The sequence below is a fragment of the Spirosoma rhododendri genome (assembly GCF_012849055.1).
GTDB lineage: Bacteria > Bacteroidota > Bacteroidia > Cytophagales > Spirosomataceae > Spirosoma > Spirosoma rhododendri.
The window spans coordinates 4,712,395-4,736,618 of record NZ_CP051677.1 but is presented as its reverse complement, the minus strand read 5'-3'; the positions used below and the strand labels follow the sequence as shown (position 1 = coordinate 4,736,618).

At 57.3% G+C, this 24,224-nt stretch carries 19 protein-coding genes and 1 tRNA gene; 14 read left to right on the top strand and 6 right to left on the bottom strand.

Annotation, left to right across the window (positions count from 1 at the left end):
• Position 1 precedes the first annotated feature (1 nt).
• The gene (locus HH216_RS19685) at positions 2-334 is read left to right on the top strand and encodes a cupin domain-containing protein (protein ID WP_169552357.1); all 333 of its coding nucleotides are present in this window, start codon (positions 2-4) and stop codon (positions 332-334) included.
• 88 nt (positions 335-422) lie between these two features.
• Here HH216_RS19685 and HH216_RS19680 read toward each other — a convergent pair whose 3' ends face one another.
• Positions 423-1,205, bottom strand: a complete 783-nt coding sequence (locus tag HH216_RS19680) for a ferritin-like domain-containing protein (protein WP_169552356.1) — start codon at positions 1,203-1,205, stop codon at positions 423-425.
• A 13-nt stretch (positions 1,206-1,218) separates the two neighbouring features.
• Positions 1,219-1,989: a ferritin-like domain-containing protein gene (locus HH216_RS19675; protein WP_169552355.1), complete on the bottom strand. Its 771-nt coding sequence runs from the start codon at positions 1,987-1,989 to the stop codon at positions 1,219-1,221.
• A gap of 320 nt (positions 1,990-2,309) precedes the next feature.
• On the opposite strand from HH216_RS19675, the gene HH216_RS19670 reads away from it, so the two are divergent.
• From HH216_RS19670 to HH216_RS19645, 6 genes are all read left to right on the top strand, one after another.
• A complete protein-coding gene (locus HH216_RS19670; RefSeq protein WP_169552354.1) occupies positions 2,310-3,548 on the top strand; it encodes an ABC transporter permease in 1,239 nt (412 codons plus the stop codon).
• Positions 3,549-3,658: 110 nt separating this feature from the next.
• Positions 3,659-3,741 (top strand) — tRNA-Leu (locus HH216_RS19665).
• Between the two features lie 180 nt (positions 3,742-3,921).
• Positions 3,922-5,487, top strand: coding sequence for an ankyrin repeat domain-containing protein (locus HH216_RS19660; protein WP_169552353.1), 1,566 nt, complete (start codon positions 3,922-3,924; stop codon positions 5,485-5,487).
• Between the two features lie 2 nt (positions 5,488-5,489).
• Positions 5,490-5,987, top strand: a complete 498-nt coding sequence (locus HH216_RS19655) for a DUF2271 domain-containing protein (protein ID WP_169552352.1) — start codon at positions 5,490-5,492, stop codon at positions 5,985-5,987.
• 175 nt (positions 5,988-6,162) lie between these two features.
• Positions 6,163-8,370, top strand: coding sequence for a PepSY domain-containing protein (locus HH216_RS19650; RefSeq protein ID WP_169552351.1), 2,208 nt, complete (start codon positions 6,163-6,165; stop codon positions 8,368-8,370).
• A gap of 134 nt (positions 8,371-8,504) precedes the next feature.
• Positions 8,505-10,523 carry a M13 family metallopeptidase gene (locus HH216_RS19645; RefSeq protein WP_169552350.1) on the top strand — a complete coding sequence of 673 codons (2,019 nt, stop codon included), beginning with the start codon at positions 8,505-8,507 and terminating at the stop codon, positions 10,521-10,523.
• 58 nt (positions 10,524-10,581) lie between these two features.
• Here HH216_RS19645 and HH216_RS19640 read toward each other — a convergent pair whose 3' ends face one another.
• Positions 10,582-11,700 carry a Gfo/Idh/MocA family protein gene (locus HH216_RS19640; RefSeq protein WP_169552349.1) on the bottom strand — a complete coding sequence of 373 codons (1,119 nt, stop codon included), beginning with the start codon at positions 11,698-11,700 and terminating at the stop codon, positions 10,582-10,584.
• A gap of 276 nt (positions 11,701-11,976) precedes the next feature.
• Here HH216_RS19640 and HH216_RS19635 point away from each other — a divergent pair, with 276 nt between their 5' ends.
• Positions 11,977-13,461, top strand: coding sequence for a flavin-containing monooxygenase (locus tag HH216_RS19635; RefSeq protein ID WP_169552348.1), 1,485 nt, complete (start codon positions 11,977-11,979; stop codon positions 13,459-13,461).
• Between the two features lie 213 nt (positions 13,462-13,674).
• Here HH216_RS19635 and HH216_RS19630 read toward each other — a convergent pair whose 3' ends face one another.
• Together HH216_RS19630 and HH216_RS19625 are read right to left on the bottom strand one after the other, a co-directional pair.
• A complete protein-coding gene (locus tag HH216_RS19630) occupies positions 13,675-14,538 on the bottom strand; it encodes an aldo/keto reductase (protein WP_169552347.1) in 864 nt (287 codons plus the stop codon).
• Positions 14,539-14,540: 2 nt separating this feature from the next.
• Positions 14,541-15,281 carry a helix-turn-helix domain-containing protein gene (locus tag HH216_RS19625; protein ID WP_332871422.1) on the bottom strand — a complete coding sequence of 247 codons (741 nt, stop codon included), beginning with the start codon at positions 15,279-15,281 and terminating at the stop codon, positions 14,541-14,543.
• A gap of 420 nt (positions 15,282-15,701) precedes the next feature.
• On the opposite strand from HH216_RS19625, the gene HH216_RS19620 reads away from it, so the two are divergent.
• The 6 genes from HH216_RS19620 to HH216_RS19595 all read left to right on the top strand — a co-directional run bounded on the left by HH216_RS19620 (position 15,702) and on the right by HH216_RS19595 (position 23,186).
• Positions 15,702-17,753, top strand: coding sequence for a glycoside hydrolase family 3 protein (locus HH216_RS19620; RefSeq protein ID WP_254448521.1), 2,052 nt, complete (start codon positions 15,702-15,704; stop codon positions 17,751-17,753).
• 69 nt (positions 17,754-17,822) lie between these two features.
• Positions 17,823-18,245 (top strand): lysozyme inhibitor LprI family protein, encoded by a 423-nt coding sequence (locus HH216_RS19615; RefSeq protein ID WP_169552346.1) that lies wholly within the window; start codon positions 17,823-17,825, stop codon positions 18,243-18,245.
• Between the two features lie 237 nt (positions 18,246-18,482).
• Positions 18,483-19,778 carry an alpha/beta hydrolase family protein gene (locus tag HH216_RS19610; RefSeq protein ID WP_169552345.1) on the top strand — a complete coding sequence of 432 codons (1,296 nt, stop codon included), beginning with the start codon at positions 18,483-18,485 and terminating at the stop codon, positions 19,776-19,778.
• A gap of 144 nt (positions 19,779-19,922) precedes the next feature.
• The gene (locus HH216_RS19605; RefSeq protein ID WP_169552344.1) at positions 19,923-20,828 is read left to right on the top strand and encodes a DUF808 domain-containing protein; all 906 of its coding nucleotides are present in this window, start codon (positions 19,923-19,925) and stop codon (positions 20,826-20,828) included.
• Between the two features lie 80 nt (positions 20,829-20,908).
• The gene (locus tag HH216_RS19600; protein ID WP_169552343.1) at positions 20,909-22,075 is read left to right on the top strand and encodes a helix-turn-helix domain-containing protein; all 1,167 of its coding nucleotides are present in this window, start codon (positions 20,909-20,911) and stop codon (positions 22,073-22,075) included.
• A gap of 28 nt (positions 22,076-22,103) precedes the next feature.
• Complete coding sequence (locus HH216_RS19595; protein ID WP_169552342.1) at positions 22,104-23,186, top strand: hypothetical protein; 1,083 nt, start codon at positions 22,104-22,106, stop codon at positions 23,184-23,186.
• Positions 23,187-23,192: 6 nt separating this feature from the next.
• Here HH216_RS19595 and HH216_RS19590 read toward each other — a convergent pair whose 3' ends face one another.
• Positions 23,193-24,188, bottom strand: a complete 996-nt coding sequence (locus tag HH216_RS19590) for an FAD:protein FMN transferase (RefSeq protein WP_169552341.1) — start codon at positions 24,186-24,188, stop codon at positions 23,193-23,195.
• Positions 24,189-24,224: the final 36 nt, after the last annotated feature.

The following is a 24,224-nucleotide window of genomic DNA, read 5'->3' as shown; positions in this document are numbered from 1 at the left end:
GATGATGACAGCTATAGGCGATTTGCTGACAACTAGTCCGGCTGTATTGCCGGAGGAACTGGTTGATGATCTGCTCCGGGGGCAGTCGTTTCGCGTCGAGCGGATTGTATCGCGGGGGCACGCGTCGCCGGACGATTTCTGGTACGATCAGGACGAAGCCGAGTGGGTGCTGGTGGTACAGGGGGAAGCCCGGCTACGACTCGAAACCGACGCTGAGCCAATTGAGCTGAAGGCAGGTAGCTACATCAACCTGCCCGCCCACGCCCGGCACCGCGTCGAGTGGACGCACCCGGACGTAGACACGATCTGGCTGGCGATTTTTTACACGGTGTGAGGCCGCTTTGCTTACTGCACACGGTACGAAAAAGCCGCGCCGAATCCTGAGATCCGGCGCGGCTTTTTCGTGAATGCGATAGGGGAGACTAGGTAGCGACAATGAACGGCGCGACGATCTTGAGAACGTCTTCCTTGCTGAGCGGCTCATCCCACGCCTGCGTCGAATTTTCCAGTGGAACGCCCGGCACGATCGAGGATATTTCCAGGTGAACGGTCGATTCGTCGCCCGCGTAAATGGCCGATGGGACGCCCGGACTGGTGTTGCCCGTTACCCAGGGTTTGACCCCCCGCAGCATCCGTACGCGTGCCGCGTGCTTGGCTTCGACCGAGTGAATTCGCAGGGCGGTGGTCAGAATGGGGTCGCTTGGCATCAGTACCGGAGCCTGCCCTTTGTAGGCCCGTACACCAGTGTCTTCAAAGGCCTGCGACAGCGTCAGGTACACACCGTAGTTGCTGAATGGGCTGGGAAACATGCCTTTAGCTGTAAAATCGAAGGCCGGTTTGGCAACAGCTGCGCTGCCCAGTGCATCCTTCAGGAGTTTTACGTGGGCGTTTTCGTGCTTCTGAATCTGGCCGTACACCGTCCGGGCGGTACCCGTCAGCAGCCCCGCCGAGTCCATGCCGACATTATAGTATTCCGCTTCGAGGTATTCCAGTGTCAGGGCGAAATTAAGCACGTCGACGATGGGTTGTGGGAGGGCCTGCCCATAGGCCCGGCTCACGGCCGACATTGCCACGACGGGCGCGGCCAACTGGGCAGCTTTGCGACCGATCATGGAAAACATACTCCGGCGCGACACGTGTTCCAGTCGGTCGTAAAGTTCGGGGTCTGTACTGGCTAAGTCAGCAATAATTCCTTGAATGTTCATGACATTGAGTCGGTTAAGCCATTGGTGTTGGCAGGTTGGCAGTAGAGAGGATTTCCTTGATAAACTTCGATGCAATCGGCACAACCTCGTTGGGCAGTTTAGCCGGGTCGAGCCCCGTCGCCGGGTCAACGACGTCGTCGCCCGCAAACTGCGCCGTGTTGGGGTAGCGCAACTCCCGAACGACTGCCGCGTGCCGAGCTTCCACCGACACGATGATTCCGCCGATCGCCAGGTTGGTTGCGTTGGTGAGCAGTTGCCCAGCCCCGTTGTAGGCCGCCGTCGCGAGGTCGGCGAAGGCGATGGCCGTGTCGAGTACGCTGTCGCGGTTGCGGAAGTTTACGCTGCTGTAGTCGAGCGTCAGCGTCGGGATCGCCATACTGCCGAGTACTTTTTTAAAAAATTCGCGGTGCGTGATTTCCTGGTTGCGCAGCTCGATAAACACCTGCTTGTCGATGTCGGTGGCGTTATCGTAGAAGTTGTCGCATACCAGTTCCAGAAAGCGCAGTTCGGCCTGTTCCAGCGCGTAGGCATAGTTCAGGACGCCAACATCTCCCGACCCCAGATCGATCACGTCGCCAGCGCGGGCATTGGCTGTGGAGCCACCGCCCGGCCCGGCCAGCGGTTCGGGAATGATGTTACTCGTGCAGGCATTCAGTACCAGACCAGTGGCCGTGGCTACCCCGGCATAGCGCATAAACATACGCCGGCCGGAGAACAGTGGAACAACGGGCAACACCGATAGCGGCTGCTTAGCCGGCGGTTGCTGCGGGGACACATTTTTCATACACGTTCCTGTTGAGTTGATTGACACCGAACGACTGCCCGGCATCGATAAGGTACGAATTGGTGAGCCAAACGGTTAGGTTTATTGCCAGAAAAAAAAGGAATAATTCGGCTAATTGATTGAATGGTATGTTTGGTATATATTTTTAGTAGATTAATTAACTTCGTGTAACATCCACCAGGCAGGAAGCAGGCCGTGAGCCGCTCATCCGACGCAGTAACCATCCGCCACGGTACGCACCAACAACGGCCTGACACGCTTAGCTTTGTGATGGTCACGGCGGCCCTATAACGGAGCCGAAGTTCGTGACAGAGTCGTCTATGAATTTTGTCGAGAATATTCGCGAGGGGCTGCGGTCCATCACCGGCAACCGCCTGCGCACTGTCCTGACGGCGCTGATTATTGCCATCGGCATCACCTCGCTGGTGGGCATACTAACCGCTATCGACGGCTTGCAGCAATCGGTCGATGATAGTTTCGCCGGACTGGGTGCCAACACATTCAGCATCGGTGCCCGGCAGGAGGTGTCCCGGCGCAGTGGGCGGGTGAGAAAACAGGACAAGCCCATTTCCTATCAGGAAGTGAATGCTTTCAAACAGCGGTTTCCGCTCGGCGCCACCATCGCGATATCGAGTCAGGTGGCAGATGCCGCACAGGTAAAGTTTGGTTCGCGGAAAAGCAACCCCAACATGCAGCTCGTGGGGGGCGACGATAGCTACCTGCCCGTAAAAGGGTACAGCCTGAGCCGTGGCCGCAATCTGAACACCAACGACCTGGCTTACGCGCTCAACGTTGCCGTGATTGGCAGTGAGGTAGCGAAAACCCTGTTTAAAGGAAAGCTCAACCCCATCAATCAGGTAATCCGGGTGGCGGGTGTGCAGTACAAGATTGTGGGGGTGCTGGACGAAAAAGGCGGGCTGACCGGCGGGGGCGAAAACCGAATCATTCTCGTTCCGCTCGACAATGCCCGTGCCGTAGCCGGATCCGGCAAAATGACGTTCGATATTACCGCTTCCGTTCCCAATGCCGCCGATCAGGACGAAGCTGTGGGGGAGGCTCGCGGAGTGATGCGGCTGGTGCGGCACGATCCACTCGGTCAGCCCGATTCGTTCGACATTGAACGCGCCGACGAACTGGCCCGCGAAACCGACAACATCACCGGTTATCTCCGCATCGGCGGGTTCGGCATTGGCTTTATCACGTTGCTGGGAGCAGCCATTGCCTTGCTGAATATCATGCTTGTGTCGGTAACGGAGCGCACCCGCGAGATCGGCATCCGCAAGTCGCTGGGAGCCACGCCCAAGCGCATCCGGGAGCAGTTTCTGATCGAAGCCATCGTGATCTGCCTTCTGGGTGGCGTGGGCGGGATCGTGCTGGGGCTGGGCGTGGGTAACCTGATCGCCCTGCTGGTCAGTGGGGGCAAAGGCGGCTTTGTGGTGCCCTGGCTCTGGATGGGACTTGGCCTGCTGGTTTGCGTTAGCGTAGGGCTGTTTGCCGGCCTTTACCCCGCCGTTCGGGCGTCGCGCCTTGACCCGATCGAAGCCCTCCGTTACGAGTAACGAAATCAGGTTTTTTCAGGCGGGGGCTTTCACTCTTTCGCCTTTTTCCGTACGTTTGCATCCACGTTCGCGTTCAGAACAGCTTCCAAGGCCATTTTGAACGTCTTTTTGCCGGGATGGCGGAATGGTAGACGCGATGGTCTCAAACACCATTGTCTGCAAGGACATGCCGGTTCGAGTCCGGCTCCCGGTACAGTTAAAATGCCTGATTAGCTCTTTCATGAGTTGGTCAGGCATTTTTCTTTGTCCGGGCTACGTGTGGTTCTCTATTATTTAGAATCTTTCTTAGTAGCTTTGCGGTCTACGCTGGTCCGTTCGTATGTTGGTATACGGGAAGGAGCCAGTCGACCCTCGTATTCACCCGTTCTATTGTATGAATAAGCTAGTAAGTGTTGTGCTGATGGGGGTTGCCCTGTCTGCGCAGGCGCAGAAAAATACGTTGCTGGAACAGTCGTTCTGGCAGACGAAGCCCGGCGTCGATCTGGTAAAGGCTGAGGTCGAGAAAGGCAACAGTCCGTCGCAGTTCAACGGTAGCAGCTTCGACCCCGTTGTGCTGGCGATCAATGCGCAGGCACCCAACGAAACGATCAACTACCTGCTGGCACAACCCGGCAACGGCGTCGACAAGATCACGCACGACAGCCGTAACTACCTGCACTGGGCAGCGATGCGGGGCAACGGCGAAATTGTGCAGAACCTGCTGGGCAAAGGGGCGAAAGTAAGCGCGGAAGATAGCCACGGCACCACACCCCTCAACTTTGCCGCCGGGGCGGGTATGGCCGATACGCAGGTTTACGATATGCTGATCAAGGGCGGAGCCAACCTCAAAAAAGACGTCAATCACGATGGGGCCAACGCGCTGCTGCTGGCCGTTGCCGCCGATAAAGCCCTCAAACTGACCGATTATTTCGTCTCGAAAGGGCTGGACCTGAAAAGCATGGACGCCAACGGCGACAATGCGTTCGGTTATGCTGCCCGGAGCGGCAACATCGATCTGTTGAAGGCGCTGCAACAGCGGGGCGTCCCCGTCGACCCGAACGCGATGATTATGGCCGCGCAGGGATCGCGTCGCGGACCCGCACCGGCAGAAGTGTTTCAGTACCTGGAAAGCGTAGGGGTGAAGCCGTCGGCGGTGAATAAGTCGGGTGAAAACGCGCTGCACGCGCTGGTACGTCGGCCCGGCCAAACAACCCTGATCGAGTATTTTATCGGTAAAGGTGCCGACGTGAATCAGGCCGATGAGGATGGTAACACGCCGTTTATGAACGCAGCCGCCAGCAACCGCGACATCGCCACGCTGGAACTGCTGACACCAAAAGTGAAAAATATCAACCAGGGGAACGCCAAAGGCACCACTGCACTGGCGCTGGCCGTGCGGGGCAATTCGCCGGAGGTCGTGACGTATCTGCTCGGCAAAGGGGCCGACATCAACGTAACCGACAAGGCGGGCGACAACGTAGCGGCTTATCTGATACAGGGTTACCGGCCAGCAGGCCCAGCCGCCGGTCCCGGTGGTATGGCTGGTGGGCCTGGCATGGGTAGCGCAGCTGGTCAGGCGCGTCCTGAAGGCGGGATGGGTGCTCCGCGTACCGACGATTTCAGCGCCAAGATGGCGTTGCTCCAGCAGAAAGGGCTGGACGTGAAAGCTCCGCAGCAAAACGGCAACACGCTCTACCATCTGGCCGTCGCCAAAAACGATATGGGGCTGCTGAAGAAGCTGGAACCGCTGCAAATCGACATCAACGCCCGCAACAAAGAGGGGATCACGGCGCTGCACAAGGCCGCGATGATCTCGAAAGACGACGCCATGATGAAGTACCTGCTGTCGATCGGGGCGAAGAAAGATATTTCGACCAATTTTAAAGAAACTGCTTACGACCTGGCCTCGGAAAATGAGTCGCTGTCGAAGGGTAATGTATCGCTTACTTTCCTGAAATAACTATGTCGTTTTTGCCCAAAATTGGTCTGCTGGCGCTTGTGCTGGCTTTTGCGAACCCTGCGAATACACAGGCGCAGCAGACGGCCAAGTATAAATGCATGATTCAGATGACAAACTACATGGGCGAAGGGGCCTACGTGGTGGTGTCGCTGATTAACCCAAAAGGAGCCTACGAAAAAACGCTGTATGTGCTGGGTTCCAACAAAAAATGGTACCCCGACCTGAAAGAGTGGCACAAGGCGCTGGCGAAGAAAAGTCCGGCGGTGAGTGCCATCACAGGGGCGTCGGTTGGTGGGGGCGACCGTGCCGTAAACGTCATCGACATCGACCCGGCGACCATCGGCAAGAACTACAAAATCCGGTTCGAGAGCGCGGTCGAAGACAAGGAATACTACGTCAAAGACCTCGAAATTCCGCTGACGACGGAAGCCCTGTCTGCCAAGAGCGAAGGCACCGGCTACATCCGCTACGTGCGTTTCAGCCCCAGCGCGGCTAACTGAGTTAGCACTCGTTTTTTGTCATCCCGACGCAGCCGGGCGGCCGGTGCCGAGGGATCTTCGCTAAAAGGCAATCTTACTCGCCACTACCGAAGATCCCTCGGCGCCGGCCGCCCTCCTGACGTCGGGATGACAAAAAGCATTCGGTAAAAGACTGTATAAGTGACGTTTTGCACGAATGACCATTTCCATCTGGCGATACAGCCACCTAGCCCTGGCTGTGTCGTCTTTTTTGTTGCTGGCACTGGCGTCGATTACCGGGATTATCCTGGCGGTGGAGCCCGTGTTGCAAAAAACGCAGCCGTACCGCGCTGAGGGTTTCACCGACGTTACGCTGGCGCAGACGCTGCCGGTACTGAAAAAAAAATACAGCGAGCTTACAGAGCTGAGCGTCGATCACAACGGCTTCGTCAGGGTACAGGGTAGCGATGCCGACGGCGAAAACGTAGACGCTTACGTTGACCCGCGCACGGGCAATGTACTGGGCGCGTTTACCAAAAAAAGCGAGTTTTTCGACTGGGTCGAGGCTCTGCACCGGTCGCTGTTTCTGCACGAAGCGGGCCGGTTTTTTATTGGCCTGACCGCTTTTCTGCTGCTGCTCATCACCGTGTCGGGAACGGCCCTGATTATCCAGCGACAGCGGGGCATTAAGCGATTCTTTACCCGGATCGTCCGCGACAATTTCGCCCAGTACTGGCACGTCACGCTCGGTCGGCTGTCGCTCATTCCCATCCTGATCATCGCCCTGTCGGGTACGTATCTCTCGCTCGACCGCTTCGAGTTGTTGGGTAAAGAAGAGAAGATTTCGCCCAAAATCGACCTCGACGCGATCAAAGACTCGCCAAAACGTACAATCGCCGAGATACCGGTATTTCAACAAACCCGGCTGGCCGATGTGCAAAGTATCGAGTTTCCCTTTGCCGACGACCCCGAAGAATTTTACGTCATCAAGCTCCGCGACCGCGAACTGACGATTAATCAGGTCACGGGCGAGGTGCTGAACGAAACGCCGTACCCAACTACGGTGCTGCTGGCAAACCTGAGCCTGAACCTGCACACGGGCCGGGCGAGCGCGGTCTGGGCGCTAATTCTGGCGATTGCGTCGGGAAACATCCTGTTCTTTATCTGGTCGGGTTTTGCCATCACGCTGAAACGACGCGCCAACCGGATCAAAAACAAGTACACCGCCAGCGAGAGCCGGTTTGTGATTCTGGTCGGGTCGGAAAATGGCAGTACGTTCCGGTTTGCCCGGTCGGTGCAGGAGCAGTTATTGGCGCAGGGCGAAACGGTGCATATGGCCGAACTGAACGGGTACATGACGTACCCGAAGGCTGAGCACCTGATTGTGCTGACGGCGACTTACGGCCTGGGCGACGCGCCAACCAACGCAGCACGATTTGCGGCTCTGCTGGAAAAACACCCGCAACGGCAGCCCGTCCGGTATTCGGTCGTTGGTTTCGGGTCGCGGGCGTACCCCGACTTTTGCCAGTTTGCCTTTGCCGTCAACACAATGCTATCGCATCAGTCGTGGGCCCAGCCGCTGGTCGACATTCACACTGTCGACGACAAGTCCCCGGCGGAATTCAGTCTGTGGGCCGAAGCGTGGTCGCAACAGGCCGACCGACCCATGCTGCTCGCCGACGAACTGCGCCACATCCCCACCGAGCTCGACACGCTAACCGTAACGGCCAACACCCGCACCGCCCAGCCCGACGGTACGTTTCTGGTCCGCTTACGGCCCCCGCGTCGGCAGCGCGTCAGGTCCGGTGACCTGCTGGCGATTTACCCCGCCAACGATTACCGCGAACGGCTTTACTCCATCGGTGTTGTCGCGAACAGCGGTAGTGACGATGTGCAACTGAGCGTTCGGCTGCACCCCGCCGGACTGGGGTCGACATTTTTGCACGAGCTGACGCCCGGTCAGAACATCCGCGCCCGCATCGTCGATAACGCTCATTTTCATTTTCCGCGAAAAGCGCCCGGCGTGCTGATGATTGCCAACGGTACCGGCATCGCGCCTTTCCTCGGCATGATCAGTCAGAACAAAACAAACGTGCCCACGCACCTGTACTGCGGCTTTCGGCACAGCGCGTCGTTCGAGATCTACCGCGAGATGCTGGAAACAGACCGTGTCGCCAACAAGCTCACCAGCCTGCACGTCGCCTATTCCCGCGAGGGCGACAAACAGTACGTCAGCGATCTGCTCACCCGCGACGCCGACCGCATCGCCAGTTTGCTGCAAACGAACGGTGTCGTCATGATCTGCGGCTCCCTGGCGATGCAGAAAGACGTGCTGACCCTGCTGGAAACCATCTGCCAGACCAAACTCAACCAGCCCCTCAGCCATTACCAGTCGCACGGGCAGGTACTGACGGACTGCTATTGAGTTGCTTTGCCATCCCCCGCAGGTCTGGGTCGGATGGCCGGAGCTATGACAAAAAAGGAAGGCAAAGCCGGCTTCCGTAAGCCGAATTCAGTAGCTTTGGTATTGCTCCAAAAGCCATTGGCCACGTATCAACTATGAATAAACTTGTCTACGTTTCGGCAGCCCTGTTGTTGGCAGGTGCCTGCAAACCCGCTATTGCCCAGAATCCAAAGCGCGTTGTTATTACCGGCATCGACGCGTCGAAGAAGCCGGGCGACGATTTTTTTATGTACGCCAACGGTATCTGGTCGGATACGGCCCGGATTCCGGCGAGTCAGACAGGGGTAGGGTCGTATTCGTTTATGAACTACCCGCAGCGCCTGCGGATGCAGAGCATTCTGGACAGCATCGCGAAGGGGAAGTACCCGGCGGGAAGCCTTGAACAGAAAGTCGGCGATTTCTACGCGTCGGGGATGGACATGGCCGCTATCAACAAGCGCGGCTACGAACCCATCAAACCGCTGCTCGCCCGCATCGACGCCGTAACCGACGTGCCCACGCTGCTGAAACTGGTGGCCGACGAAGAAAAAGCGGGCAACGGGTCGATCATCGGGTTTCGCGTTGGGCCAGATAATCGGCGCAGCACCCAGAACATCGCCCAGCTTCGGCAGACGGGTATTGGCCTGCCGGAGCGGGCGTATTACGTCAAAACCGACTCGTCGACGCTGGCGATTCAGCAGGCATACCGGCAGTATCTGACCCGGCTGTTTGAGCTGACCGGCACCAGCGCGGCTACGGCCCAGAAAATGGCGGCTTCGACCTATGACCTCGAAAAACAGCTCGCCAGTGCTCACCGCACTAACATCGAACTCCGCGACGTGCAGGCCAACTACAACAAAATGGCGGTGGCTGATCTGGCGAAAAAAGAGCCCGCGATCAACTGGCCGACTCTGCTGAAAAGCCTGGGTGCTACGGTGGATACCGTCGTGGTGGGGCAACCGGGGTACTACGACAAGCTGAATACGCTGCTGACCGCCGTGCCTCTTGCCGACTGGAAAACGTACCTGAAAGCCCACGCCCTGACCAACTACGCCAGTTACCTGAGCCAGCCGTTTATCGATGCGTCGTTTGCCTACGCGAAAACCCTGACCGGGCAGGCGGTGAAGAAAACCCGCGCCGAAGAAATGGTGCAGGCCGTCGACGGGTCGCTGGGTGATGCGCTGGCGCAGTTGTACGTCAAAAAATACTTCCCCGACGAAGCTAAAAAACGGATGCGGGTGCTGGTCGACAACCTCAAAAAAGCCTTTGAAGCCCGCATCAACCGGCTCGACTGGATGAGCGATTCGACCAAGACGAAGGCCGTAGAAAAGCTGTATGCCTTCACGGAGAAAATCGGCTACCCCGACAAATGGCGCGACTACTCGACCGTGACCGTGAAGCGGGATGCGTATTTTGAGAATCAGCTATCGGCGGAGAAAAACGATTACCAACATAATCTGGCCAAGCTGGGGCAACCCGTCGACCGGACCGAGTGGCACACGACCCCGCCAACGGTGACGGCCTACAACAACCCCCCGCTCAACGAAATCGTGTTTCCGGCGGGTATTCTGCAACCGCCGTATTTCGACGTCAACGCCGACGACGCCCTGAACTACGGTGGTATCGGTATGGTAATCGGGCACGAAATAACCCACTCGTTTGATGATCAGGGCGCGCAGTACGACAAAGACGGGAACGTGAAAAACTGGTGGCAACCCGCCGATTACGCCAAGTTCAAAGCCAGAACCCAGCAGGTGATCGATCAGTACAACTCGTTCGTCGTGCTCGATTCGGTACACGTGAAAGGCCCGCTGACCGTGGGTGAAAACACCGCCGACATCGCCGGAGTCGCCATTGCGTACGACGCCTTCAAGCTGACCGAGCAGGGTAAAAGCAATACAAAACTCGACGGCTTCACGCCCGATCAGCGGTTCTTTATTTCGGTGGCCCGGATCTGGCGGGTCAAAACGCGGGATGCGTTCATGCGGATGTACGTCAACACCAACCCGCACTCCCCGGCGAAGTGGCGCGTCAACGGGCCGCTGATGAACTTCACCCCATTCTACAACGCCTTCAACGTGCAGCCGGGCGACAAAATGTACAAGCCCGAAAAGGAGCGAATCACGGTCTGGTAAGCGGCCGACGCGCAAACCCGGTAGTAACAGCACTAGCCGGGTTTGCGCGTCGGACTAATCAACCCTGCGGCAGGATGATCTTGCTTCCGGTGTCGGCAGCGCGGTAGATACCCTCGATAACCCGCATGTCTTTCAGGCCCTCTATCCCGGCGATGTGGCTGGGCAACGGCTTTTTCTCCAGTATGTGCCTGCCGATGTCGTCCAGCAGTGCCGCCTGCTGATTGACCACCGGAAAATTGAACGGTCCCTGGCTGCTACGCCCCTTAAATGGACCGTAACTCAGAGCCGGATTGAGTTCAAAAAAACCATTGTCGGCAGCTGCGTAAAACCGGTCGATATTGCAGTTCGACGTCGTGGCCGACGTACAGACGGCTCCGCCCGGAAACGTCAGTTGCCAGGTGATGTTTTCCTCGACTTCCTTAAACAGACTGGGCATCGTGACCGGCCCATACTGCGCCGTGACGCTGAGTGGTTCTTCACCCAGCACGTAACGGCCGCTCTGCACGCAATAAACCCCCAGATTCATCAGCGGCCCACCCCCGGCGAGGGATTTTTTCAGGTGCCAGTCGTTGGGAGGAGTACCCGCCAATTGGTAGCCGAGCGAAGCGTCAATCAGACGTACCGGTCCGAATATGTTCTGCTGCCCCAGCCGCATAAGTTCGCTATGATGCGGTTCGTAGTGCAGTCGGTAGCCAACGGCGAGCTGAACTCCCGCCTTCTGGCAGGCGTCGATCATGTCTTGACAATCGCGCACGGTAAAAGCCATCGGCTTCTCCACGATGACGTGTTTGCCCGCCTGCGCTGCCCGGATCGTGTATTCCTTGTGCATCCCGTTTGGCAGCGTGATGTACACCAGATCGATGTCCGGGTTGTTTTTTAACTGATCGAAGGTCTGGTAGGAGTAGACGTTCCTGTCGGCTAGTTTATAATCCTGCTGCCACTGTGCGGCTTTGGCGGGCGTCCCCGTCACGATGCCAGCCAGCCGACAGTACCTTGATTCCGCAAACCCGCTCCTCAGTACATTGGCGTACCGGCCTAGTCCGCAAAGCGCCACGTTCAGTTTGCGGGCTGGCGGCTGGTCTGCGTCGTTTCTGGCGGCAAAAGACGGGTGGCTGACAGCCGCGCCAAGGCCCGCACTGATCGTTTCGATGAATAACCGCCTGGTATACTGGGTCATGGTAAGGTACGTTGGACGAACGAAACTATACCAGAGCGCAGCGCTACAGCTTTTTATTCGACAGGTGGCGGAAACGCAGGACGGATGGATGACCAGTGCAGGATACGTTCAAAATTTGAGTAACGAACCTGTGGCCTAACCGCTAGATTTGGCAATTTGAAGGACAACAAAGTAGGCGTCAGCCGGACATAAACGCGCTGGATTATGTTTGACCAATAACCGGTACCTGGTCAATCTTACTATTGTATCGTGCACCACTAATCCTGACAACGCGCTATGGCTGTTTCTCAAGTTGTCGATGATACCTTCGTCGACGTGCTGATCGTAGGGGCCGGGCTATCCGGCATCGGCGCGGCCTGCTGGCTGCAACGGGAATGCCCTGACAAACGGTACGTCATCCTGGAAGCGCGCGATGCGATGGGCGGGACCTGGGATCTGTTTCGCTACCCCGGCATCCGCTCCGATTCGGATATGTACACGCTCGGTTACGCGTTCAAGCCCTGGCTTGGCGAAAATGCCATCGCCGACGGTCCGTCGATTCGGGACTACATCGAAGAAACGGCCCGTGAACACGACGTACCCGCACACATCCGGTATGGCCACAAAGTCGCAGCTGCCAGCTGGTCGAGCAAAGACGCCTGCTGGACGGTAGAGGTGGAGCAACCGGCAACCGGTGCGCGGCTATCGATGCAGGCTCGTTTTTTGTACATGTGCAGCGGCTACTACAGCTACACGCAGCCACACCGCCCGGAATTTGCGGGCGAAGCTGACTTCGATGGTACCGTCGTGCTGCCGCAATTCTGGCCCGCCGATCTCGACTACACGGGTAAACGCGTAGTTGTGGTGGGCAGCGGAGCCACGGCCATGACTATCGTGCCGAACATGGCTAAATCGGCCGGACACGTAACGATGCTGCAACGGTCGCCGACCTACGTAGCCGCCCTGCCGAGTCAGGATACGTTTTCGCGACTGCTCCGGCGATGGTTGCCCGAACGGCTGGCCTACCGACTGACGCGGCTGAAAAATATAATGAGCAGCATTACCCTGTTCTGGCTCGTGAGGAGTCAGCCGAAGCTGGCGAGTAAGCAGATGATACAGGGTGTTTCTGACCAGCTCGGCCCCGATTACGACGTCAAAACGCACTTTACGCCCCGCTATAATCCCTGGGATCAGCGGGTGTGTGTAGTGCCCGACGGCGATTTGTTCACGGCCCTGAAAGCGGGTCGGGCAACGGTCGTGACCGACGAAATCGAGCGGTTTACGGCGGATGGGCTGCTGCTGAAATCCGGGCAGGCTCTCCCCGCCGATGTGGTGGTACTGGCAACTGGTCTGACGGTTCAGCTCTTCGGCGGAATGCAGCTGACCGTCGACGGGAAAAGCTACCAGCCCAGCGAATTGATGGCTTACAAAGGCATGATGCTGAGCGATGTGCCTAACCTGGCCCTGGCGTTTGGCTACACCAATGCTTCGTGGACGCTGAAAGCCGACCTGACGGCCCGGTATGTCTGCCGACTGCTGCGCTACATGGACCGCAAAGGCTACACCGTTGCCGTTCCTCGCCGGCAAGCCGACGTACAGCCCGTGCCGTTCCTGAATTTTTCGTCCGGCTATGTGCAGCGGGCCGGGAAGCTGCTGCCGCAGCAGGGCGCACGCCGACCGTGGCAGGTGCACCAGAACTACCTGCGCGATACCGTTGCCACTCGCTACAGCCGCCTTGCCGACGGGGTACTTCGCTTCGGCACGAAAGGCGTTATGCCCTGAATGGTTACTTGGGGAAGTACTTTTGTCATCCCGACGACAGGAGGGATCTTCGCTGATAGGTGGTTCTGCTTGCTTTTACCGAAGATCCTTCGCAGGCTCAGGATGACAAAATCTGTTCCCCAACAACCTTTAAACGGAATAGACAGAAAAGCAGCGAGCCTACCCCTTTCTGACCGGGGGTGGGCTCGCTGCTTTTCTATCAGTTAGCTGCTGTTATTCTGCTGCAATACTATTCAGCGCAGCCATGTCTTCGTCGGTGAGGGTGATGTTGCCGACAGCCATGTTTTCTTCGAGGTGTTTTACGCTCGACGTACCCGGAATAAGCAGAATGTTATCAGCGCGGTGTAGCAGCCAGCTCAGGGCGATCTGGTGCGTCGACACGCCGTGTGCGTCGGCGACACCTTGCATGATCTCGTCTTTTTTCGCATCCAGACCGCCCCCGATCGGGAACCACGGGATGAACACAATGCCCTGCTGCTGGCAATAGTCGAGCACCGATTCCCACTCGCGGTTGTAAACGCTATAACGGTTATGCACCGACGCGACGGTAAAGAATTCCTGCGCTTTTTTGATCTCTTCAATCGATACTTCTGACAAGCCGAGGTGCCGGATTTTGCCTTCCTGCTGGGCCTGTTTCAGAAAACCGAACGAAATCTCGGCGGGTACTTTCGGGTCGATGCGGTGCAGTTGGTAGAGGTCGATGTGGTCGAGTTTCAGGCGTTGCAGGCTACCGTTCAGCGCATCGTGCAGGTGCTGCGGGCTGGCGTCGTTGTTGATGTCGGCCCACGGACCGAAGCGAACCAGCCCGCCTTTTGTACCGATCACCAGATCGTCAGCGTAGGGGTGGAGCGCGTCGGCAATGAGTTGTTCCGACGTAAACGGCCCGTACTGATCGGCGGTGTCGATGAAGGTAACGCCCAGTTCGACGGCCCGACGGAGTACGTCGATCGAGTTTTGCGGGTTTTCGGGCATCCCCCAGATTGCGGGACCGGTGATACGCATGGCGCCGTAGCCGATGCGGTTTACGGTCAGGTCGCCACCCAGCGTCAGGGTGGTCGTAAGCGTGTTGGTTGTCATAGTTAGTTAAACGATTGTCTGAATTGCAGGGGTGATTGGTTGGTCTTGCTCTTGAATAGCTTGTTGAACGATTGCGGGTAGGTGAACCCCAGCTGATACGCGATTTCGCCGACCGATAACGTGGTGGTGCTCAGCATCGTTTTTGCTTTGTCGATGAGTTGCTGCTGAATATGCTGCTGCGCGCTCTGACCCGTCTGGTTACGAAGCAGGTCGCTCAGGTAGTGGGGCGACACGTTCAGCTCACCGGCCACATACTCGACGGTTGGCAGACCAGTGCGCAGACCCTGCTCATCATTGAAGTAGGCCGACAGCAGCGTTTCGAGCCGGGTGAGCAGGTCGTTGTTAATGGGTTTGCGGGTCAGAAACTGCCGACTGTAAAAGCGGTCGGCGTAGTGCAGGACTAGTTCCAGTTGCGCGATGATAATATCCTGACTGTGCCGGTCGAGGTTAGCGTGGTACTCCGTTTCGATGTTCGCCAGCAAGCCTTCGATCACCTGCTGCTCTTTGTCGGATACAAACAGGGCTTCGGTCAGTTCGTAGCCGAAAAAGCCGTATTGCCGGATGGTTTTCGCCAGCGGATAGCCCAGCAGAAAGTCGGGGTGAATCAGCAGTACCCATCCCTCCGTAGCGGCCGTTTCCGCCGACAGCAGCTGGCCGGGCCCGATGAACGACAGAATACCCTCGTCGAAGTCATAGCGGTTCTGCCCGTAGCGCAGGCCCCCGCGTAGTTCTTCTTCATACACACCTGATAGAACGGGTAGATCATCTGTCCGCTGGTCGTCTGTAGCGCCGAATCCAGCTGGTCCAGATGAAGAATGCTCACCAGCGGATGGACCGGTTTGGGCAGGTTCAGCAGCCGGTGCAGCTCGCTGATCGACCGGATGGTGCGGATGGATGATTCGTCTTTTTTCATAACTCGGTTGTGCGGTCTGCCAGGGCTTTGTTTTTCGCTTTATTAACAATACGAAGGTCGCCCGACTGGTAACGCCGAAAGTAGCCCGATTGCGGATTGTTGTATCCAAACCGGAGCGGGTAGCCAACGGTCTGGCTGTCAGTATAATCAGTCAGGGCTTCACTTTATGCAGGCAGTCAGCGTACTACGATCGACTGCCTGCACTGGCCGATAAGCGCTGCTGATTTCCTGAAGCTACCTTACTTAACTGATGAATCGAATGTCTGCTTATTTGCCAAAATCAGGTCCGTTACTGGTGGCCTGCCTGCTGGCTGCGTCTCCGGCTTTTACCCAGACACCCATACAACCCGCGCTGGGGCACCGGTCGATCAGGCTACTGACGCAAAATGGCCTGTCGTTCAAAGACCTTAACAAAAACGGGAAGCTCGACGCGTACGAGGACTGGCGGCTACCGGTGCCGACGCGGGTGCAGAACCTGCTGGGGCAGATGACGCTGGACGAAAAAGTGGGCCTTATGCTCATCAGCACGACCCGCATGGCCGGTGATAATTCGCTGCGGGGTGGCGATGGCAAAACGGAGATTACCGACGGCTTTAACGAAGAGGATCTCGTGCAGCCCAACAATATGTTTACCCGCAAGCCGCTGCCCGTGCCCATCATGTCGGCGGTGGGGACTACCAAAGGCGTCACGCAGTACCACCTGCGGCACTTTATTCTGCGCGCCAATCCACCGGCAGCGGTCATTGCCAGTTGGACCAATAACCTCCAAACCCTGTGCGAAACGTCCCGGCTGGGTATTCCGGCGATGGTGGCCTCGAACCCCCGTAATCACGTCACCATCGATGCCGCTGTCGGCCTGAGCGTTGGCAAAACCGCCTTCTCGACCTGGCCGGGCGAACTGGGGCTGGCGGCTATGCGCGACCTGAAGCTGACCCGCGCCTTTGCCGACATCGCCCGGCAGGAGTGGGCCGCCGTGGGGTTGCGCAAGGGCTATATGTACATGGCCGACCTGGCCACCGAACCCCGCTGGCAGCGCATCGAAGGCACGTTTGGCGAAGATGCAGACCTGGCAGCCGATATGGTGCGCGAAATCGTGCTGGGCTTCCAGGGAACAAAACTGGGCTCGACGTCGGTGGCCATGACGACCAAGCATTTTCCGGGTGGTGGGCCGCAACTGAACGGGCTGGATTCGCACTTCGACTGGGGTAAGTTTGCCCACTATCCGGGCGGTCTGTTTGCCTACCACCTCAAACCGTTCAAAGCCGCCATCGCAGCGGGTACGTCGGCCATTATGCCGTACTACTCGGCCCCGAAGGCTGGCCCGGCCGGGGAGTTTGAAGAGGTCGGTTTTTCCTACAACAAAGCGATCATTCAGGATTTGCTGCGGAAACAGCTGGGCTTTAAAGGTATCGTCAACTCCGACACCGGACCCATCGAAATGATGCCCTGGGGCGTTGAAAACCTGACTATTCCGCAACGCTACCAAAAAGCCCTAGACGCGGGCGTCGACCTGTTTTCCGGTACCGCCGATCCCACCATTCTGCTGGATGTGGTGAAGCAGGGATTGGTGCCGGAAACCCGCATCGACGAGTCGGTGGGGAGGTTGCTGGCGGAGAAATTTGCGCTGGGTCTGTTTGAAAATCCCTACGTCGATGTCGACAGGGCGCGGACGCTGGTGGGCAATGCTACTTTCCAGCAAAAAGCTGATCTGGCGCAGCGCAAGTCGATCGTGCTATTGCGGAATACGGCCAACCTGCTGCCCTTAGCGCCCAAAACGAAGGTTTATTTCGAAACGTACTACGATAATGGCCGGTCGGCCAGCCCGGTTACGGTGTACAAACCGACCAAAGCCACTAATCTCGAACTGGTGGGCACCAAAGAGGAGGCCGACGTGGTGGTGCTGTGGCTGATTCCGACAACCGGCGGTCTGTTTGCGTCCGCCGATAAACCGATCGATCTGACCCTCTCGAAGAACAAAATCGATCTGAAGCACGTCAGCACGCTGATGGGTAGCAAACCAACCGTACTGGCGATTAATTTCTCCAGCCCGTGGGTGCTGAGCGAGATCGAAGGCGACGCAAAAACGGTACTGGCCACGTTCGGCACCACGCCCGACGCTCTGCTGGACATCGTCGGCGGAACCTACAAGCCGACGGGAAAGCTACCCTTCACCATCCCGGTGTCTCAGCAGGCCGTAGCCGACAACAAATCGGACGTTCCCGGTATGCAGGAACCCAAAGGCTACGCCCTGTTTCCGTTCGGTGCTGGGCTGACCTACGGCCTGGTCCGGGCAGCAAAATAAGTTATCGTTTCGACCTGATTGGTGCCGTCGCGGGCGTGGCTACCTTGCGGAGTAACTCCTCGACGAACGATGCCCACACTACGTGCTTATCTTCTTTTGGCTGGCCTGCTGCTGACCGCGTCACTGAGTTTCGCCCAGACGCAGGGCCAGCTGAACGCCACCGCCTATGCCCGCTATCAGAAGGCAGATCAGGTTCTCAACCGGACGTATCAGGCGATTCTGAAGCAGTACCGTACCGACACGCTGTTTATTCAGAATCTGAACAAAGCGCAGCGGCTTTGGCTACAGCTACGAACGGCCGATCTGCGGGCCCGCTACCCGGAATATGAGTCTGGACACTATGGGAGTTTTCAGCCCGTCTGCGAATCCGACGAGCTAACCGCACTGACCGAAGCTCGCACCCGCCAACTGCGAATTTGGCTGACGGGCGTTCCTGAAGGAGAAATGTGTACTGGCTCCGTTAAATTCGTCCCCGAACCAAAACGGAAGTAAGGTTATCGGTGCCGAACAGGTTGACTACATTGTCCCCGGCAGCATCCTGCTGTCGAAGCCGATAGGCTAACTGATAGCAGCCCTATTAGCCGCTATCGCGGCTCCGACAGCAGGATGCTGCCGGGGACAATGTAGTCGCTCAATATGGGTAAGCGAGTAGAAAAGTACCATCTTCGTGCTGTCTGTCAATCCCGTAACCGTCCGATTGACGAACGAACCCACTTTTTGTGTACACCCATGAAGAAACTCTCCCTCTGTTTTGTCCTTGCCTTCCTGCTTGTAACGGGTTGTCTGGTAAATGCCCAGCCCGTTGATCCCGGTTTTATCAACGGGGATTTGCTCCCCAACGCCCCTGAATTGGCCGCGCGAGGCAGTTACGGGGTGGGCGTACGGACGCTAAAACTGGTGCACCCGGCCCAGGTGGATGTGCTGCACGGCAGCGCGGGTCAGCATCCGCTCTACGACCGCCCCCTGACGCTGGAGGTCTGGTATCCAACCCGGACATCGGCCAGTCAACAGTCGACCGTTACGTACCAGTCTACCCTGGGCCGGTCCAATGACCCGAAGCGGCCACTTGTTCCCTTTACGTTTCCGGGACGCGCCACGCGCGATGCGCAGCCCGACCCCAGCGGGGGCGCATATCCGCTGGTGATCGTGTCGCACGGGTATCCCGGTTCGCGCCTGCTGCTGACCTACCTGACCGAAAATCTGGCGTCAAAAGGGTACGTCGTGGTGGCCATCGACCATACCGAATCGACCTACAGCGATCTGGCGGCTTTCTCCAGCACCCTGTTGAACCGTGCGCTGGACGACAAATTTGTGCTGAACGAAATGGCCCGGCTATCGGGCAAAGGCAGCAACAGTTTTCTGTCGGGCCTGCTCAACGCCGACAATACCGCCCTGATTGGCTATTCGATGGGTGGTTATGGGGTGCTGAACGCGGCTGGTGCTGGCTACAGCCCGCAGGCACTGAAACTGTTCGGGCAGATGAGCGGGGGCAGCACGGCGCTGGAACCCCGGATGCTGGCCTCGCCCACCTACCAGGCATCGCTGGACCCTCGCATCAAGGCCGTCGTGGCGTTTGCGCCCTGGGGTATGGAGCGTGGCGTTTGGGATGCCGCCGGGCTGGCTAATCTGAAGCTGCCGACGCTGTTTATCGCGGGCGGCAAAGACGACATATCCGGCTACGAAAAAGGGGTCAAGGCGATTTACGAGGGGGCTATCAACGCCGACCGGTATATGCTCACTTACCTCAACGCCCGTCATAACGTAGCGCCCAACCCACCCCCGTCAGCCTCGATGCAACCCGGCGTATCGGCCGACGAGTACATGCACTATGCCGAGCCTGCCTGGAACGAACACCGGATCAACAATATCAACCAGCACTTCGTAACGGCTTTTCTGGGCATCCAGCTGAAGGGTATGGAGTATGGCAAGTATCTGGTAGCACCAGCCGGGGATTCGACTGAGGCATGGCCCGGTTTCAAGCCTCGCATGGCTGTCGGGCTGGAACTGCACCATGCCAAACCCTAATGGTCAAATTTGACCTGATACACGAACCATGTGCCAGTTCGTGCAAACAAATCAGGCTAAAAAAGGTACAGATTTACGGAGTACAGGGGCTTTGCGAAGGCCCGCATACCACAACGTAGACGAAGCGAATACAACATATACAGTATGCCCTCAGGATTTTTTGCCTTGTTAGATGATATTTCGGCGCTCGTAAAAGCCAGTGCCGCCAGCCTGGACGATATACCCACTCAGGTCGCCAAGACCACCGGAAAAGTGTCGGGCATTGTTATCGACGATACGGCCGTTACGCCTAAGTACGTCGTGGGGCTCGATCCATCCCGTGAACTCTCAATCATCTACCGGATCGCCAAAAAATCGCTGATCAACAAGATCCTGATCTTAGGCCCGGCGGCTCTGGTACTCGGTTATTTTGCCCCGTGGGCCATCACGCCTATCCTGATGGTGGGAGGTGCCTATCTGTGCTACGAAGGGTACGAAAAGGTGCATTCCCTGTTCGGTACGCCACACGATGAGCAGGCTGAAAACGAGCCAATACAACAGATTACGCCCCAGGAGCTGGAAGAGCAACGCGTGGCCAGCGCCGTCCGTACGGACATCATTTTGTCGGCCGAGATCATGGCGATCGCGTACAGTCAGGTGACCGGTCAGGCAATCGTCAACCAGATTGTGGTGCTGCTGGCCGTGGCCGTTTTCATTACCGTGGCCGTGTACGGGTTTGTTGGTCTGATTGTTAAAGCGGATGATCTGGGCGTCCACCTGGCCGGTGATAAGTTCTCGCCGGGCGTTCAGAAACTGGGTCGCGGTATCGTAAAATTCATGCCGCACTTCCTGACGATTCTGGGTTACGTCGGCACGGCTGCGATGCTTTGGGTGGGAGCCGAAATTATCGCCCACGGCATACCATATACCGCTCATCTGCTGCACGAGTTAGAGCAAAGTCTGGCCAGTATACCGGCCGTAGCCTGGTTCGCCAAGGCACTGGCCTGTGGCATCGCCGGACTTGCGTTAGGGTTCGTTATTGATAAAGTCGTGAAGCTGGTGAAGAAGTAAATCCGTGGTGGGTAGTTTGACCAGACTTGCTGATTTTACCCATCGCGGGGATAAATCGCATACTATTCAGCCTGCCTGCTATGATAGCCCTATTGATGTACGCCCTGGCCGCGGGTGCCGCTTTCCTGCTGGCGTTTCTTTGTCTGGTCGGGTTTGACGCGAAAAATCAGCTGGCCGTTCGTTGGTTTGGCCTTTTTCTAGTGTCGGTCGGTTTTGCGTTGATTGGTAGCTACGTCTGGAACGGTGGCTATGCCGCTGCTAACCCGTACCTCATAGTCATTTCGGAATTGCCCCGCTTCGCGATGGCTCCGGCGCTGTATCTCAGCATATGGCAGTTCACCCGGCCCCTACCGATGAAAAGGACACAGGTGTGGCCACATTTTATACCAGCCCTGCTCTTTTTTCTGTTTAGCCTGCCGCACCTTGTTTCCGGGTCAGCGCCCCCCGTTACACCGCTGCTACCCGACGGCTTGTTTCGGGGGCTGGGTCAGGTGCTGCGCTATAGCCTAAAACTTCAGTTTATCGTCTACTGGGTGCTCTCTTTTAGGTTGCTCCATCGACATCAGCGCCATGTGCTGTTGTTTGCTGCACATACTGAACCCATCCGGTTGACGTGGTTATACGGCTTGCTGGGCACCATAGCGGGCATGGGCATACTGTGGATTGTCCAGAGCATCCATCCCGACGAGCAGTTGACCCGATGGCTGAGCTACCCGTATCTGATCGGGGTGTTTGGTATCAGCTACTGCCTGGTAAATCAGGAAGAAATATTTGCATTCAGCGCGACCGAAAAAGAATCGGTTGATCGGCTATTAACGCAAGCCGACGACGCACAGGAGCCAGCCCGACCGGCGCGGCTACAGGAAGCGGAAATTGCAGCCTTGACGAAGCGACTTGACCAGCTACTCATCGCCGACCGGGTATTTACCGATCCGGACCTTGATTTGCCCCGCCTTGCCACGCAGATGTCGCTCTCGATCAATGACCTTTCGTATCTCATCAACGAAGGGTATGGCGTGAATTTTTTCGGGTTGGTCAACGGTCTCCGCGTCGACGAAGCGAAACGGCTCCTGCTTTCACCCCGGCACCGGCACTTGAGTATTCTGGGGGTTGCCTACGAAGTGGGATTTTCGTCTAAAACGACCTTTTACACGGCGTTCAAAAAGTACACCGGTCAGACCCCGTCAGCGTTTGTAAAGGCCAACCCACCGGAGAAAGGGATACGAACGGGTACAGTCGAACGATAACACCCGCAAAACCGCCCAGTCTTGCTGCATGGAAACAAAGCAGGAGCGTATTGGGACGGTTGGAGCCATTCGTAATTGTGTATGGCTCGGTTTAGTAAGTGGGCTGGTCAATGGGTTTGTTTTTCAACGAATCGGCCGAAAATACCTGACCCCCTGGCTACCCATTTCCGTGGTGGAGGGTGTGTCAATTCTGCTGCTGGTGTTGGGATTGGGGGCCGCGTTGGTCGCTCACTGGCGCAGCAGGCAGGGTAAGCCGGGCGGGCAGGCCATACGGTCGTGGCTCCAGTACAGTATCATTTACTGGCTGGCCCTGGACCTGTCGCTGTTTGGCTGGCAAAAAATTTTGAAACTCCAGATGATGGTGCCTCTGGGCATGCTGGACTCGCCATTCAGTAGTATGAGCGGAGAGACGCTGGTCTGGGCGTTTTACCGATGGTCGTATCCGTTTACGGTCGCGATTGCGCTGCTCCAGCTAGTCTCCGGCTACCTGCTCCTGTTCGCCCGTACCCGGCTGCTGGCTTTGCTACTGATGGTGCCGATGCTGGTAAACATTATCGGGCTTGACTATTTCTACGATATGCCGGTTTGGGTGCTGCTGCACGCACTGGTCTTACTGTCGGGCGTCGCCTATCTACTATCGCTATATGCCAGACAGATACGGGTATTTCTCCATAGCAAGATCGATGAACTAGTACCCAGCAGGCTTACGGTCACGACCCGAAATGCGCTCAAACTGTCAGTCTTCCTACTGCCCATTCTATTTTTTACGACGTTCGAATTCCCGGACAAACACCCTGCGCTGACCGGGAAATACCAGATAACGGATGTTGTGGTAAACGATACCCTTCAACGGATAACCAGCCCCAAAGACAGCGTGCTGAGCGTGGCGTACATAGATTTTGCGGATGATTTCGTGCTTGATTTCAACGACTACCGGTTCCGGTACATCGGCTCGTACCAATATCAGCCAGCTACGGATTCGCTCGTCGTCAACTGGCGTTACCCGGTTGGCAAGCCGCCCCTTATCGGCACGCTGACGAAGGAGGGCACGGGCCTACGCTTTACCGGCCTGATGGCGGGAAAAAGACTGAAAATGGTGCTACAGAAATAGGTGGATTCACCTTACCGATAGCCGACGCTGTTTCAAGCCCAGACCCGGCGATGAGATAATTTCGCCTGCGTCGGTGATGAGGATGTACTGGTAGTCGGGGTAGTGGCGGATGAGCTTCAGCCCGGCTGCTTTGCCCAGCACCATCATCGACGTGCTGAAACCGTTGGCCCGTTCGGCGCTGGGACCGAATACCGTCACGCTGCTTACACCCGTAGCGGGATAGCCGGTTTTGGGATTGATGATATGCGCGTAGCGTTTGCCGTTGAACACCACGAACTTCTCGTAACTCCCCGACGTCACGACAGCGGTTTTATGCAGCGGCACGACGGCGAACAGCGTGTCGCGGTGGAGCGGGTTGGTGATGCCGATGGTCCAGGGGGTGCCGTCGGGCTGGGTGCCCCACGTGCTCATGTCGCCTGAGCCGTTGACGATCCCGGCCCGGATGCCCCGTGCCAGCATCATCTGGCGGCAGCGGTCGGCGGCATAGCCTTCGCCCAGCGCGCCAAAACCGATTTTCATGCCTTTCTTCTTCAGGAAGATGGTCGAATTCGTTTTGTCGAGGATGATGTTCTGATAGCCCACGTTGCGCACCGAGTTTTTGATGGCTTCTGGGCTTGGCATGGCGGTCATTGAGCCGTCGAACTTCCAGATACGGTCCATCGCGGCAAAGCTGATGTCGAACGCGCCGTTGGTCAGTTTCGACAGTTGAATCGCCCGCTCGGTGAGGGCCATCACCTCTGCATCCACCCGTACGGGCGCGATGCCCGCGTTCTGGTTAACCTTCGAAATCTGCGTGTACGAACGCCAGTCGGAAATCAGGTTTTCGATGCGTGTCACTTCGGCAACGACCGTGTCGATGTTTTGCACCGCCGTTAGCGAGTCGTTGGCAACGAGCGTAATGTCCCACCGGCTACCCATTAGCTTCACCGTCCGTTTACGCAACACCTGCGCGTGGGCAAGGCCCGACAGGGTCAGCAGGAAAACCAAAAACGCGTGTTTCATCCCGCAAACATCGGCGTAATTTTTTAGACAGGATTA